The organism is Burkholderia sp. 9779_493 (genome assembly GCF_015712215.1).
GTDB classification, from domain to species: Bacteria; Pseudomonadota; Gammaproteobacteria; order Burkholderiales; family Burkholderiaceae; genus Burkholderia; species Burkholderia cenocepacia.
The window spans coordinates 86,449-100,852 of the sequence record NZ_JACCQA010000018.1; the positions used below are offsets into that span (position 1 = coordinate 86,449).

Consider the following 14,404-nt stretch of genomic DNA (forward strand, 5'->3'; position numbering starts at 1 on the left):
TCCCGCCCATGAATTCCCAAACCGACCTCCCTCCCGCCCAGACCGGCGCCGCGACGCCGCCGGCCGCCGACGATTCGGCCGCCAGCCACGCGCAGTTCGTCGACTGGATGCGCTCCGTCGCGCCCTATATCCACAAGTTCCGCAACAGCACGTTCGTCGTGGGGTTCGGCGGCGAGGTGGTGCAGCAGGGGCTGCTGAATGCGCTCGTGTCCGACATCGCGCTGTTGCAGGCGATGGGCATCCAGATCGTGCTGGTGCACGGCTCGCGCCCGCAGGTCGAGGAGCAGTTGAGCCTGCACGGTGTCGAATCCGAGTTTTCGCACGGGCTGCGCATCACCGATGCGCGCGCGCTCGAATCCGCGAAGGAAGCGGCCGGCGAGGTGCGTCTCGACATCGAGGCCGCGATCAGCCAGGGTCTGCCGAACTCGCCGATGGCGCACGCGCACATCAGCGTTGTGTCGGGCAACTTCGTGACCGCGCGGCCGGTGGGGATTCTCGACGGGGTCGATTTCGCGCACACGGGCATCGTGCGCAAGATCGACGCCGAATCGATCCGTCATTCGCTCGCGAGCCGCAAGCTCGTGCTGCTGTCGCCGCTCGGTTTCTCGCCGACCGGCGAAGCGTTCAACCTGTCGATGGAAGACGTCGCGTCGGCGGCCGCGATCGCGCTGCGCGCCGACAAGATCATCTTCCTGACCGAAGGGCCCGGCATCGTCGACGACGAAGGCGAGCTGGTCCGCGAAATGTCGCTCGACGCCGCGGCCGAGCTGCTCGATTCTGGCAACATCCAGGGCGACGACGCGTTCTTCCTGAAGCATTCGATCCGCGCGTGCCGCGGCGGCGTGACCCGCGCGCACCTGATCCCGCAGTCGCTCGACGGCAGCATGCTGCTCGAACTGTTCCTGCACGACGGCGTCGGCACGATGATCTCGTACGAGAATCTCGAGAGCCTGCGCGAGGCGACGCCGGACGACGTCGGCGGCATCCTGTCGCTGATCGAGCCGCTCGAGTCGGACGGCACGCTGGTGCGGCGCGGCCGCCACCAGATCGAACGCGACATCGACCACTTCTCGGTGATCGAGCACGACGGCGTGCTGTTCGGCTGCGCGGCGCTGTACCCGTACCAGCAGGAGAAGATCGGCGAGATGGCGTGCCTGACGGTCGCGCCGGAAGCGCAGGGCTCGGGCGACGGCGAGCGCCTGCTCAAGCGCATCGAGCAGCGTGCCCGCGCGCGCGGCCTCACGCACATCTTCGTGCTCACGACGCGCACCGAGCACTGGTTCCTCAAGCGCGGCTTCGTCAAGGTCAGCGTCGACGACCTGCCGGAAGACCGTCGCAAACTCTATAACTGGCAGCGCAAGTCGCTCGTGCTGATGAAGCAGCTCTGAGCACCGGCACGACTGCCCTTCCCCCCAGACACCGATTACAGGAGAAGTACACAATGGCTCGAATGATCCAATGCGCGAAGCTCGGCAAGGAAGCCGAAGGCCTCGATTTCCCGCCGCTGCCGGGCGAACTCGGCAAGCGCATTTACGAGAGCGTCTCGAAGGAAGCGTGGCAAGGCTGGCTCAAGCAGCAGACGATGCTGATCAACGAAAACCGCCTGAACATGGCCGATCCGCGCGCGCGTCAGTACCTGATGAAGCAGACCGAGAAGTACTTCTTCGGCGACGGCGCGGACCAGGCGTCCGGCTACGTGCCGCCGACGGAAGGCTGAAGCGACGCGACTCGCGACGGCAGGCCGCGCCGGCCTCGTCGCGACGTGAAGCCAACGCCCAGGCAAACGGCACCGTGTCTCGCACGGTGCCGTTTGCTTTTGGGAAGCGTGATCCGGTGCGAGCCGACGCCGCGCGACGCACGCTCGGTCCGGCACGCGATGCCGCCGGAGCGCCGAATTACCGCGCGACCGCGCCGGCGGATTGCCGCCTCACCGAATTACCGCGTCGCCAGCGTGCCGAATCGCGCCGGCCTCCCCGCGTCACCCCGCCGGTTTCAACGTGCCGCGATCGTCGGGCTGCGCCGGCGCGCCGGCCGGACAATCGGCCCCCGCGCCTTCGGTGCCCCACTCGGCCGCATCGCTGCGCTCGGCGCTCGACAACTCGTCGGCGCGATACCCGGTGCGGTTCAGCAGCGCCAGCATGCACGCCAGCGACACGAGCGCGTACAGCCCCGACGCGATCGCGACGCCGACGATGCTGCCCGTCGCATTGAGAATCGCCTGCGCGAGCACCGGCGTGCCGCCGCCGACGACCAGCGCGCTCAACTGATACGCGAGCGACAGGCCCGTATAGCGGATGTTCGCCGGGAACACGCGGGCGAGCACGCCGCCGACCGCGCCGTAGAACATCGCCGACGGAATCGTCGAGATGCACATGCCCGCGACGGCGACCCAGTACGAACGCGTCGCGAGCGCGTGGAACATCACGGGCATCAGCACGATTTCCGGGATCAGGATCCAGCCCATCGCGCGCCGCATGTCGACCTTCGACACGAACCACGCACCGACCGGCTGCATCAGGAACTGCACGACGAGCGAGATCGACAGGATGCCGAGGAACGTGCCCTGCGCGTAGCCGAGTTCCTTCGTCGCCCACGACAGCGCGAACGTGCTGCGGAAATACGTGACGTTGATCACCGGCAGCGTGCCGGCCGCGAGCAGCACGACGACCCAGTGGTCGCGCACGACGTCGCGCAGCGGCAGCTTCACCGTGCGCTTGCGCGCGAGCACGCGCTGCATGTCGATCGACTCCTCGAGCCGCAGCCGGATCACCATCCCGATGACCACGAGCACGGCCGACAGCAGGAACGGAATGCGCCAGCCCCACATCAGGAACGACGGGGTCGGCAGCGCGCTCAGCGCGAAGAATGCCGCCGTGGCCAACAGGTTGCCGGTGGGCGAGCCTTGCTGCGCGAACGCCGCATACAGGATGCTGCGATGCTTCGGCGCATTCTCGCTCGCGATCAGCACCGCGCCGCCCCACTCGCCGCCGACCGCGATGCCCTGCAGCACGCGCAGCACGACGAGGCCCGCCGGCGCCCACACGCCGATCGACGCGTAACCGGGCAGCAGGCCGATGCCCGTCGTCGCGAGCCCCATCATCACCAGCGTGATCACGAGCGCGGTCTTGCGGCCGACGCGATCGCCGAGATGCCCGAACACGATGCCGCCGAGCGGCCGCGCGGCGAAGCCGGCCCAGAACGTGACGAACGCGAGCAGCGTCGCGACGCCGGGATCCATCGTGCCGGAAAAGAACACCTTGCCGAACACGAGCGCCGCGGCCGTGCCGTAGATGTAGAAGTCGTACCACTCGATCGTGGTGCCGACGAACGCCGCGAGGGCGGCGCGGCCGGGCCGCGGTTGTGCGGCGGGCGGGGATTGAGGACGGCTCATCGATGTCTCCATATTGGGGTGATCGGGGGCGCGACTCGCGCGCGCCTTTCCCGGTGGCCGGCATCACGCCGCCGGCCAGCGGCGTCGTGTCAGTCGGGCGGCGATTCGCCGGCCGCCGTCTTCAGCACGCCGGCATCGAGCAGTTGCTGCTGAAGCGCGCGATCGACGCCGAGCCGGTCGAGCACCGCGCGCGTGTCGCGGCCGAGCGCGGGCGGCGCCGACCGGTAGGTGGCCGGCGTGCGCGACAGCTTCACCGGCGACGCGGTGCCGCGATACGCGCCGATCTCGACGAACAGGTTGCGGTGCAGCGCATGCGGATCGTGCGCGACGTCGGCCACCGTGCGCACCGGCCCGCACGGCACGCCGGCCGCCATCAGGTCACGCGCGAGCGGCTCGCATGCGTGCGCGGCGAGCCGCGCTTCCAGCTCGGCCTTCAGCGCGGGCCGGTGCGCGCAGCGGCTGCGGTTGTCGACGAAGCGCGGATCGCCGGCGAGCGCCGGCGCGCCGAGATGCGCGACGAGCCGCGCGAACTGCCGGTCGTTGCCGACCGCGAGGAAAATCGGCACGGTGGCCGTGCGGTAGCTGTCGTACGGCGCGATGTTCGGGTGCGCGTTGCCGCTGCGCTCCGGCACGCGACCCGAGCCGAAGAAATTCGGCAGGTGCGGATGCAGCAGTGACACGCCGCAGTCGTACAGCGCGACGTCGATCGACTGCCCGCGCCCGCTCTTCTCGCGCTCCGCGAGCGCCAGCAGGATGCCGGCGAGCGCGTTGAGCCCCGTGACCATGTCGACGATCGGCAGGCCGATGCGGGTCGCGTCGCCGTCGCGTTCGCCGTTCACGCTCATCAGCCCGGCCATCGCCTGGATCACCGCGTCGTAGCCCGGCAGCCCGCCGAGCGGGCCGTCGTCGCCGAAGCCCGTCACCGCGCAGTGGATCAGGCGCGGAAAGCGCGGCTGCAGGTCGCGTGCGTAGTCCATCCCCCAGCGCGCGAGCGTACCCGGCTTGAAATTCTCGACGAGCACGTCGGCTTCCTCGAGCAGGCGCCACAGGATCGCGCGCCCTTCGTCGCGCGACAGGTCGAGCGCGAGCCCTTCCTTGTTGCGGTTCACGCCCATGAAATACCAGGCCGTGTCGCCGAGGAACGGCGGCCCCCAGCCGCGCGTCTCGTCGCCGGCGGGCGGCTCGATCTTGACCACCATCGCGCCGTGATCAGCGAGCGCCTGCGTGCAGTACGGGCCGCCGAGCACCCGGCTCAGGTCGATGACCTTCAGGCCGTCCAGTGCGCCACGCGTCGCGTTCATCGCTCGACCTCCGGCAGCAGGTCGAGCGCCGTGTCGAGCGCGACCGGCAGACCGCGCAGCAGCGCGTCGGACGCGGCCGATTCGTCGTCGCGCAGAGCCGGCGCGAGCGGATCGACCGGCAGCAGCTTGTGACGCACGATCAGGTGCGCCAGCGCGAGACGGCGGAAATCCGGCGCGAGCCGCGCGCCCTCGCAGGCCATCAATACGGCCGCGCTCGCGTAATACAGCGCGGACGCGGCTTGCCGCACACGCGCGTCGTCGCCTTCGTCAGCGACCCGCGCGAGCCCGTCGCACGCCCGCGCCAGAATGCGCCGCAACGCCGTGCGGCTCGCCTCGGGCAGCGGCGCCGCGCCCAGGCGATCGCCGAGGAACGTGCGCAGCGCGTCGAGCGCATGCTCGCGCTGCGCGGCGCGCGCGACGTCGAGCGCGACGATGTTGCTGGTGCCCTCCCAGATCGAGCCGAGATGCGCGTCGCGCACGAGCCGCGCATCGCTCCATTCCTCGATATAGCCGGTGCCGCCGCGCACTTCCATCGCGTCGCCCGTCACGCGGCGCGCGTCGCGGCACGCGCGGAACTTGATCAGCGGCGTCAGGATCCGCACGCAGCGCGCGGCCTGCTCGTCGCCCGCGTCGGCCTGCGGCAGCAGCAGCGCGATCTGCATGAACATCGCGCGCGCGGCCTCGGCCGGCAGCAGCATCTTCATCAGCTGGCGCTGCATCAGCGGCATCTCGAGCAGCTTGCGGCCGAACGCCTCGCGATGCGCGGCCACGTGCAGCGCTTCGTTCAGCGCGCGCCGCATCAGCCCCGCCGCGCGCACGCCGTTCGACAGCCGCGACATGTTGATCATGTCGGCCATCTGGTGAAAGCCGCGGCCGATCTCGCCGATCAGGTACGCCTGCGCGCCTTCGAGCGCGATCTCGCCGCTCGCCATCGAACGGCTGCCGAGCTTGTCCTTCAGCCGCACGATCCGGTAGCGGTTGCGCGTGCCGTCCGGCAGCGTCTTCGGCAGCAGGAACAGCGCGAGGCCCTTGATGCCGTCCGGCGCGCCGTCGGGCCGCGCGAGCACCATCGCGAGATCGGCGTCCGCGTTCGAGCAGAACCACTTGTCGCCGGTCAGCCGCCAGACGGTCTCGCCGTGCACGTCGGTTTCGCAGGTCGCGCGCGTCGCGATCCGGCCGACGTCGGAGCCGGCCGCCTGCTCGGTCATGAACATCGCGCCCTGGTACAGCGTGTCGAAGTCGCGCGACGCGAGCATCGGCAGGTAGCGCGCGACCAGCGCGGGATCGCCGAAGCGGCGCAGCGTGCGCGTCAGCGAATCGGTCATGCTGACCGGGCAGCACAGCCCGAATTCCGCCTGCACGAACAGGAACGTCAGCGCGTACTTGACGAGCGGCGGCACGGTTTCGGCTCCGTGGCTCAGCGACGCGAGCCCCAGCTCCGCATACGCGACGCGTTCGAGCGCGACGTACGCCGGGTCCTTGTCGATCCGCTGCACGGCCTCGCCGCGCCGGTTGCGATGCTCGAGCACGGGCGGATGCTTGTCCGCGCGCGACGCCCATTCGTCGAGTTCGCCCGACACGCGCGCGCCGAGCGCGTGCAGCCGCGGCTCGAGTTCGGCATAGCGCGCATCGCCGAGATGCAGCTTCAGCAATGCGCCGAAATCGGGGTCGACGGTGAAGAAATTGATGCCCCGGCTGTCGGGGATATTGGATGCGCCGGTGTCGGGCGTGCGAGCGGTGTCGGGCGTGCGAGCGGTGTCGTTCATGCATGCGTCTCCTGGGTTGCCTGCGCGGCGACCGGGCCGCGCGCCGCGGCGTCCGGCCGATCCTGCGTCAAGCCTCCCGCAGAGCGTAGGCGCGCGATCGATAAGCGTCCAATACAGGATTTGTCCGGTACGATAGATATTGCTTATCGATGCCGACGCCGGGAGGAGACACCATGGAACTGAGGCAGTTGCGCTACTTCGTGGCGGTCGCCGAGGAGCTGCATTTCGGGCGCGCGGCGAAGCGCCTGTTCATCTCGCAGCCGGCGCTGAGCTTCGACATCCGCAAGTTCGAGGACGCGCTCGGCGTGCAGTTGTTCTCGCGCACCAACAAGACGGTCGCGCTGACCAATGCGGGCGAGGTACTGCTCGGCGAAGCGCGCCGGCTGCTGCTGCAGGCGGCCGAAGCCGAGCGCCTGACGGTGCGCTCCGCATCGGGGCTCGCGGGCCGGCTGCGGATCGGCTTCGTCCACTCGATGCTGTATCGCGGGCTGCCCGACGCCGTGCGGCGCTTCGAGGCCGACTATCCGGGCGTCGAGGTCGTGCTGAGCGAGATGAACACGCACGCGCAGGTACAGGCGATCCAGCGTGGCCAGATCGATCTCGGCTATGCGCACTGGGGCCACTTCCCGCCCGAGGTGGAATCGGTGCCCGTCTATGCGGAGCCGTTCGTGTGCTGCCTGCCGGCCGCGCATCCACTGGCGCGGCGCAGGCAGGTCGCGCTCGCCACGCTCGCGACCGAACCGTTCATCCTGTTTCCGCGCGACGCCGCACCGCACTATCACGACCTGATCATCGCGCAGTGCGTGAACGCGGGATTCAGTCCGCTGATCCGTCACGAGGCGCGGCTGTGGCAGACGATCCTGTCGATGATCGAATTCGGGATGGGCATCGCGCTGGTGCCGCGCGTGCTGCAGCAGGCGAAAAGCGACCGGCTTGCGTTCCTGCCGCTGAAGGATGCGTCGCTCGAATCGCGCACGCTCGCGCTGAAACGCAGCGGCACCGCCGAACCGGTGGCGCTGCGCTTTGCCGGCTACGTACGCGCGTCGATCGATGCGCTGCCCGCGCTCGCGGGCTGAGCGCGCGGCTCGCGAACCGGTGCTTGCGGCTATTTGAAAAAATTTGCAGAAAGGGCTTTACGAGCCCCAAAATCTCTGACATAATTTGATTCTTCTTTGGGCGGTTAGCTCAGCGGTAGAGCACTGCCTTCACACGGCAGGGGTCACTGGTTCGATCCCAGTACCGCCCACCAAAGAATTCAAGGGCCTGCGTCTCACGACGCAGGCCCTTTTCGTTTTGGCATCGCGCATGCCCCGAGCGACGCGGGCGCCACGTCATACGACGCCCACGTCCGCACGCAGCTACCGGCTACCGTGCGCGCCCCACCCGCTCCGCCGTCGCGTCGAATGCGCGCTTCGCCTTGTCGACGATCTCGTCGACCTCCGCCTCGCGAATCACGAGCGGCGGCGACAGCAGCATCCGGTCGCCGGTCGCGCGCATGATCAGGTTGCCGTTGAAGCAGAAGTCACGGCAGATCGTACCGATATCGACGTCCGCGCCGAAGCGCTCGCGCCGGCTCCGGTCGCGCGCCAGCTGAACGCCGGCGACGAGTCCGGCTCCCGCGATCTCCCCGACGATCGGGTGGTCGCCCAGCGCGTCGCGCAGCCGGCGCTGGAAATACGGCCCGATGTCGGTCTTCACGCGCTCGACGATGCCCTCGTCGCGCAGCAGCTTCAGGTTCGCGACCGCGACGGCGGCTGCCACCGGGTGACCCGAATACGTGAGGCCGTGATTGAATTCGCCGTTGTCGATGATCGGGCGCGCGACGCGCTCGTGAATGCCGACCGCGCCCATCGGTACGTAGCCCGACGTGAGGCCCTTGGCCATCGTGATCAGATCCGGCTCGAAGCCGAAGTGCTGGTGCGCGAACCATTCGCCGGTACGGCCGAAACCGCCGATTACTTCGTCGGCGACCAGCAGGATGTCGTACTTGCGGCAGATCCGCTGGATTTCCGGCCAGTACGTCGACGGCGGGAAGATCACGCCGCCCGCGCCCTGGAACGGCTCGCCGATGAAAGCCGCGACGTTCTCCGCGCCGAGTTCGAGAATCTTCGCTTCGAGCTGCTGCGCGCGCGCGAGGCCGAATGCTTCGGGCGTTTCGCCGGCTGCCGCTTCGCCGAAGAAGTACGGCTGGTCGATGTGCACGATGTGCTCGACCTTCGACGGCATCTGCTCGTGCATGTAGCCCATCCCGCCGAGCGTGCCGCCCGCGATCGTCGAGCTGTGATAGCCGTTCTTGCGCGAGATCACGTATTTCTTCTGCGGCTTGCCCTGCACGCGCCAGTACTGGTGCACGAGACGCAGCACGGTGTCGTTGCCTTCCGAGCCGCTGTTGCAATAGAAGAAGTGATTGAAGCCGGCCGGCGTCACTTCCGCGAGCATCGCGGAAAGTTCGATCACCGGCGGATGCGTGGTCTTGAAGAACGTGTTATAGAACGGCAGTTCCTGGATCTGGCGATACGCGGCGTCGGCGAGTTCCTTGCGCCCGTAGCCGACGTTCACGCACCACAGGCCGGCCATCCCGTCGATCACCTTGCTGCCGTCCGAGTCCCACAGGTAGACGCCGTCGGCCTTCACGATCACGCGGCTGCCGGCACGATTGAGCGCGCCCATGTCCGAGAACGGATGGATGTGGTGCGCGGCGTCGAGCGCGCGAAAATCGGCGGTCGAGCGCGGCGAAAAAGCTTCGTTTCGATCGGTCATGTCTTCTCCGTCAAACAGCGCCGCACGCTCACACGTGCAGCAGCAGATGCCTGCGTTCCCACGAGCTGATCACGCGGAAGAACGCTTCGTATTCGGTTTCCTTCAACGCCAGGTAGGCCTTCACGAACTTGTCGCCGAGAATGCCGGCGAGCGGCTCGCATGCGGCCATCAGCGAGATGCCCTCCTCGAGATTGCGCGGCAGCTGATACGGCAGGTCGTAGCCGTCCGATGCGATCGGCTCGGTCGGCGCAAGCTGTTGCGTCATGCCGAGATAGCCGGCGGCAAGCGTTGCCGCGAACGCCAGATACGGATTGCAGTCGACGCCCGGAATCCGGTTCTCGATGCGTCGCGCGACGGGGCTCGACTGCGGAATGCGAAAGCCCACCGTGCGGTTGTCGTAGCCCCACTGCACGTTGATCGGCGCGGCCATGAAGCGCGACAGGCGGCGGTACGAATTGATGTACGGCGCGAAGATCGGCATCAGCGCCGGCGTGTACTTCTGCAGTCCCGCCAGGTAGCTGTGGAACAGCGGCGACACGGCGCCGCCTTCGTCGGCGAACAAATTGCGCCCGGTGCGCGCATCGGCCAGGCTCTGGTGAATGTGCATCGCGGAGCCCGGCTCGCCTTCCATCGGCTTGGCCATGAACGTCGCGTACATGTTGTGACGCAGCGCGGCCTCGCGCACCGTGCGCTTGAACAGGAACACCTGGTCGGCGAGCGGCAGCGCGTCGCCGTGCACGAAGTTGATCTCCATTTGCGCGGCGCCGACTTCGTGAATCAGCGTCTCGATGTCGAGGCCCTGCATTTCGCAGTATTCGTAGATGTCCTCGAACAGCGGATCGAACTCGTTGACGGCCTCGATCGAATACGACTGGCGGCCGGTTTCCGCCCGCCCGGTGCGGCCGACGGGCGGACGCAGCGGCAGGTCGGGATCGGCGTTCATGTCGACCAGGTAGAACTCCAGCTCGGGCGCGACGACCGGCTTCCAGCCCTTCGCCTCGTACAGGTCGAGCACGCGGCGCAGCACGTAGCGCGGCGAGATCTCGACCGGCGAGCCGTCGAAGTGCACGCAGTCGTGGATCACCTGCGCGGTCGGGTCGACCGCCCACGGGATCAGGCAGATCGTCGACGGATCGGGCACGCACACCATGTCGGGATCGGTCACGCCGGTCAGCGTGCCGTCCTCCGGATAGTCGCCGGTGACGGTCTGCACCATCACGGCCTGCGGCAGGCGCATCGATTCGCCGGATTCGAACTTGTTGCGGGGAATGATCTTGCCGCGCGCGATGCCGGCCATGTCGGGAATGATGGCCTCGACTTCGGTGATGCGGTGCTGTCGCAGGAATTCGCTCAGTTCGGGTTGCATGATCGGCCTCGTTCAGTCGATGTCGGATGCGGCCGGCGACGGCATCGCGCCGCCGGTCGCATGAATGCGATGTGTCATGTGCGCGCGGCACGCCGCGCCGAATGCCGCGAAGATGTCGCGCGACAGCGGCTGCTCTGCGTAGCGCCATTCGGGATGCCACTGCACGCCCAGCGCGAACGCACGCGCGCCGCGCACGCTGACGGCCTCGATCAGCCCGTCGGGTGCGCTCGCTTCGACGGCGAGCCCCGCGCCCAGACGCGCGATGCCCTGGTCGTGCAGCGAGTTGACCGTCGCCTCGTGCGCACCGCGCGCGACCCGCTGCAGCAGACCGCCGGGCGCGAGTTGCACCACGTGCGCGGGACCGTACTGCCGCTCGAGCGGATCGGCCGGCCGTTCGCGATGATCGTCGAAGCCGGTCGTCGCGTGCAGCCGCTGATGCAGCGTGCCGCCGTACGCGACGTTCAGCTCCTGCATGCCGCGGCAGATCGCGAGCACCGGCACGCCCGCGTCGATCGCCGCGCGGATCAGCGGCAACGCGGTCGCATCGCGCGCCGGATCGTGCAGCGTGTCGGGCGCGCTCGCGGCGCCGCCGTAATGATGCGGTTCGACGTTCGAATAGCTGCCGGTCAACAGCAGCCCGTCGATTGCCGCGACGATCGCGTCGGCCGGCTGCCGCGCGCCGAGCGCGGGCAGCACGAACGCCAGCGCGCCGGCGCCGTCGACGACGGCGGCGAGGTACTTCTCGCCCGCCGTGTGGTTTGGATGGGCGCCGCGCAGGATGCGGTCGGCGGTGACGGCTACGATCGGTCGTGCGCGCATCGGCGTCTCTCCGGTAATGGCGCGCGACATGCTTGCGCGCGCAACGAGGCGGGTTCGCGGGTACGCCGCACGCGCGTGCCATCCCGCCGCGCAGGCGCAGGCGCGATCCTGCCGCGCGGATGCCGCGGCAACAGGCGGTACGGCCCGGGACGGAAGCGGAAAGGGACGCTAGGGCAACAACGATGCGCTGCCGTCGCACTGCACCGCGCTGCACAGGTGCGCGGTCACGAGATTGAAGCGGCGCGGGCCGCGATGAGAAATGGCGAAGAAGCGAGGCTCGCGTAACGGGGCGGCGCGCGTGCCGCGGTCAGCATGCCGGTTCGGCCCGGCCTGAGGCGGCGCGCCCGCCGACGGACTTCGGGTCCGGCGTATCGAAGGGCTGGCGGCTTTCACGATCGTACTCGACTGACTGATGGACGCAGGACACGTGTCGCAATGCCGCGTGGCGACACGTCAGCAAGATGTCTCGCAACGGATTCGGCGTAGCACGGCCATCGTCGAGGGCCTCGCCGCCGGTGCGCGCGTGACGACTTCCTGACATTCAGCTTATATCACCTAAAAATTGCGTCAACTTTTCGGGGGGCGGACGACGATATCGATCAGACGAAAAAAAAACGGCATCGATCGCGCGGATCGATGCCGTTTTGTGCGTTGCATCGGCTTGCCTGGTACGTGCCGGCGGGGCGGCACGCATCGTCGCGCCGCGCCGCCGCATGGACGCGGCCCGTGCTCAACGATACGCGAGTGCGGTTTCGACGAGCGTCTGCAATAGCGGCGCGATCCGCGCTGCACGCGCTTCGTCGTACGCGTACGGACGCGTCTCCTCCATGTAGGTGATCTGCGACAGTTCGAGTTGCACGGCCTCGACGCCGGTATCGGGCACGCCATAGTGTCGCGTGATGTAGCCGCCCTTGAAGCGCCCGTTCGCGACGGCCGTATAGCCGCCGTGCGCGAGCACGCGCGCGGCCAGTGCCTCCGCGAGGCCCGGCGCCGCACTCGCGCCGCTCGACGTGCCGAAGTTGAAGTCCGGCAGGCGGCCGTCGAAGAAACGCGGCACGTGCGAGCGGATCGAATGCGCTTCCCACACGAGCACGCGGCCGTGTTCGCCCTTCAGCCGCGCGATCTCGCGTTGCAGCGCGTCGTGATACGGCACCCAGTAGCGGTCGCGGCGACGCATGATCTCGTCGTTGCCGGGCAGCGCGTTCGCCGGATACAGCGGCGCCTTGTCGAACGTATCGACCGGCACGAGCCCCGTCGTGTCCTGCCCCGGATACAGGTTCTCGTTGTCGGGCGGACGGTTCAGGTCGACGACGTAACGCGCGTGCGACGGCACGAGGATCGACGCGCCGAGATCGGCCGCGAACCCGTACAGCCGCTCGAGATGCCAGTCGCAATCGTCGACGAAGCGCGCGTCGGGCGTCATCGTCGCGGCGATGTCGTCGGGGATGTGCGTACCTGCGTGCGGAATCGAGATCAGCAGCGGCAACGTGCCCTGCTTCAGCGTGAATACAGCCGGTTGTTCAGTCATGTCGCCTCACCGTAAGAGTCGGCCGGCGCACGCATGCGGCGTGCGCCGGTTGCCGCGCGTCAGCGCAGCAGTTGCGCCAGCGCGGCGCGGTAGTCGGCATACGCGGCGGCTTCGTCGCGATGGCGGCGGCCGCTCACGACGCGCTCGCCGCCCGTGTAGACGTCGAGCACCGGCGTCTCGCCGTGCTCGGCGAACACGATGCCCGACAGCCATGCCGCGCTGCCATGTTCGGCGATCGCCGGGTGATCGGGATCGAGCACGAGCCAGTCGGCGCGACAACCTTCGCGCAGCGCGCCGATGCGTCGCCCGCTCGCCTGCGCGCCGCCCGCGAGCGACGCATCGAACAGGCGATCGGCGACGTGCGCCTGCGTGTCGCTTGCCAGCACGTTGCGCGCGCGGTGCACGAGCCGCTGCCCGTATTCGAGCAGGCGCAGCTCCGAGCGCCAGTCGACCGACGCGTGGCTGTCCGAACCGATGCCGATCACGCCGCCTTGCGCGAGATAGTCGACGGCCGGGAACACGCCGTCGCCGAGGTTCGCTTCGGTCGTCAGGCACAGCCCGGCGACCGCGCGGCGCTTCGCGAGCGCCGCCGTCTCGGCCGCGTCGACGTGCGTCGCGTGCACGAGACACCAGCGCGCATCGACGTCGAAGCGATCGAGCAGCCATTGTACGGGGCGTGCGCCGTACGCGCGAACGCAGTCGTCGACTTCGGCCGTCTGCTCGGCGATATGGATATGCACCGGCGCATCGTCGGGCAATCCTTCGAGCAGCGCACGCAATCCGTTTTCGGATACCGCGCGCAGCGAATGCGGCGCGACGCCGTAGCGCAGCCCGCCATGCTCGGGCGCCGCGCGACGCATCGCATCGAGCAGTTCGAGCACGCCGTCGGGCGTGTTGATGAAGCGGCGCTGGTCGTCGCGCGGCGGCTTGTTGCCGAAGCCGGCGAACTGGTACGACACGGGCAGCATCGTGATGCCGACGCCGGCCGAGCGCGCGGCATCGACCACGCGCGTGCCGAGCTCCGCGATCTGCGGATAGCGCGAGCCGTCCTGCGCGTGATGCACGTAGTGGAATTCGCACACCGACGTGTAGCCGCACTTCAGCATCTCGACATACAGCCAGCGTGCAATCGCCGCGAGCGCGTCGGGCGTGATCTTCAGCGCGAAGCGGTACATCAGGTCGCGCCAGCTCCAGAAGCTGTCGGCGGGATTCGCGCGGTATTCGGTGAGCCCCGCCATCGCGCGCTGGAACGCGTGCGAATGCAGGTTCGGCATGCCGGGCAGCACCGGCCCGGCCGCGCGTGCGACGCCTGCCGGCGCGTCGGTGTCGGGCGTGACGTCGGTCAGCGTGCCGCTCGCGTCCCAGCGCAGCAGCACGTTGCGGCGCCAGCCATCGGGCAGGTAGGCATGGTCCGCGAACAACAGGGTGTCGGTCATTGCGAGTCCTTATCGACCGGTTCAGGCGCATCAGCGT

Annotated in this window: 11 protein-coding genes and 1 tRNA gene; 4 read left to right on the forward strand and 8 right to left on the reverse strand. The window is 68.7% G+C overall.

Features of this window, described 5'->3' with window-relative positions; genetic code table 11:
* Window positions 1–8: 8 nt before the first annotated feature.
* The gene (argA, locus tag H0X95_RS19975; RefSeq protein WP_006485509.1) at window positions 9–1,388 is read left to right on the forward strand and encodes an amino-acid N-acetyltransferase; all 1,380 of its coding nucleotides are present in this window, start codon (window positions 9–11) and stop codon (window positions 1,386–1,388) included.
* Between the two features lie 53 nt (window positions 1,389–1,441).
* Window positions 1,442–1,717, forward strand: a complete 276-nt coding sequence (locus tag H0X95_RS19980; protein WP_006478357.1) for an oxidative damage protection protein — start codon at window positions 1,442–1,444, stop codon at window positions 1,715–1,717.
* Window positions 1,718–1,978: 261 nt separating this feature from the next.
* On the opposite strand, the gene H0X95_RS19985 is transcribed toward H0X95_RS19980, so the two are convergent.
* From H0X95_RS19985 to H0X95_RS19995, 3 genes are all read right to left on the reverse strand, one after another.
* Window positions 1,979–3,391: an MFS transporter gene (locus tag H0X95_RS19985; protein WP_006485508.1), complete on the reverse strand. Its 1,413-nt coding sequence runs from the start codon at window positions 3,389–3,391 to the stop codon at window positions 1,979–1,981.
* An 89-nt stretch (window positions 3,392–3,480) separates the two neighbouring features.
* On the reverse strand, window positions 3,481–4,692 hold the full coding sequence (locus tag H0X95_RS19990) for a CaiB/BaiF CoA transferase family protein (protein ID WP_006497805.1): 1,212 nt from the start codon (window positions 4,690–4,692) through the stop codon (window positions 3,481–3,483).
* Window positions 4,689–6,458 (reverse strand): acyl-CoA dehydrogenase family protein, encoded by a 1,770-nt coding sequence (locus tag H0X95_RS19995; RefSeq protein ID WP_196446146.1) that lies wholly within the window; start codon window positions 6,456–6,458, stop codon window positions 4,689–4,691. Before H0X95_RS19995 ends, H0X95_RS19990 begins: the two co-directional genes overlap by 4 nt.
* A 173-nt stretch (window positions 6,459–6,631) precedes the next feature.
* Between H0X95_RS19995 and H0X95_RS20000 the strand changes: the two genes are divergently transcribed.
* Window positions 6,632–7,534 carry a LysR family transcriptional regulator gene (locus H0X95_RS20000; protein ID WP_006497802.1) on the forward strand — a complete coding sequence of 301 codons (903 nt, stop codon included), beginning with the start codon at window positions 6,632–6,634 and terminating at the stop codon, window positions 7,532–7,534.
* A gap of 98 nt (window positions 7,535–7,632) precedes the next feature.
* A tRNA-Val gene (locus H0X95_RS20005) sits at window positions 7,633–7,707 on the forward strand.
* A gap of 116 nt (window positions 7,708–7,823) precedes the next feature.
* Here the strand turns inward: H0X95_RS20005 and H0X95_RS20010 are convergent.
* The 5 genes from H0X95_RS20010 to H0X95_RS20030 all read right to left on the reverse strand — a co-directional run bounded on the left by H0X95_RS20010 (window position 7,824) and on the right by H0X95_RS20030 (window position 14,367).
* Complete coding sequence (locus H0X95_RS20010) at window positions 7,824–9,218, reverse strand: aspartate aminotransferase family protein (protein WP_196446147.1); 1,395 nt, start codon at window positions 9,216–9,218, stop codon at window positions 7,824–7,826.
* Window positions 9,219–9,246: 28 nt separating this feature from the next.
* Window positions 9,247–10,584, reverse strand: coding sequence for a glutamine synthetase family protein (locus H0X95_RS20015; RefSeq protein WP_006497799.1), 1,338 nt, complete (start codon window positions 10,582–10,584; stop codon window positions 9,247–9,249).
* Window positions 10,585–10,596: 12 nt separating this feature from the next.
* Window positions 10,597–11,403 (reverse strand): gamma-glutamyl-gamma-aminobutyrate hydrolase family protein, encoded by an 807-nt coding sequence (locus H0X95_RS20020; RefSeq protein WP_006488099.1) that lies wholly within the window; start codon window positions 11,401–11,403, stop codon window positions 10,597–10,599.
* A 730-nt stretch (window positions 11,404–12,133) separates the two neighbouring features.
* Entirely contained in the window at window positions 12,134–12,931 is a 798-nt protein-coding gene (hutG, locus tag H0X95_RS20025; protein WP_059721199.1) for an N-formylglutamate deformylase, read from the reverse strand.
* Window positions 12,932–12,990: 59 nt separating this feature from the next.
* The gene (locus H0X95_RS20030; RefSeq protein WP_059721198.1) at window positions 12,991–14,367 is read right to left on the reverse strand and encodes a formimidoylglutamate deiminase; all 1,377 of its coding nucleotides are present in this window, start codon (window positions 14,365–14,367) and stop codon (window positions 12,991–12,993) included.
* Between the last annotated feature and the right edge of the window lie 37 nt (window positions 14,368–14,404).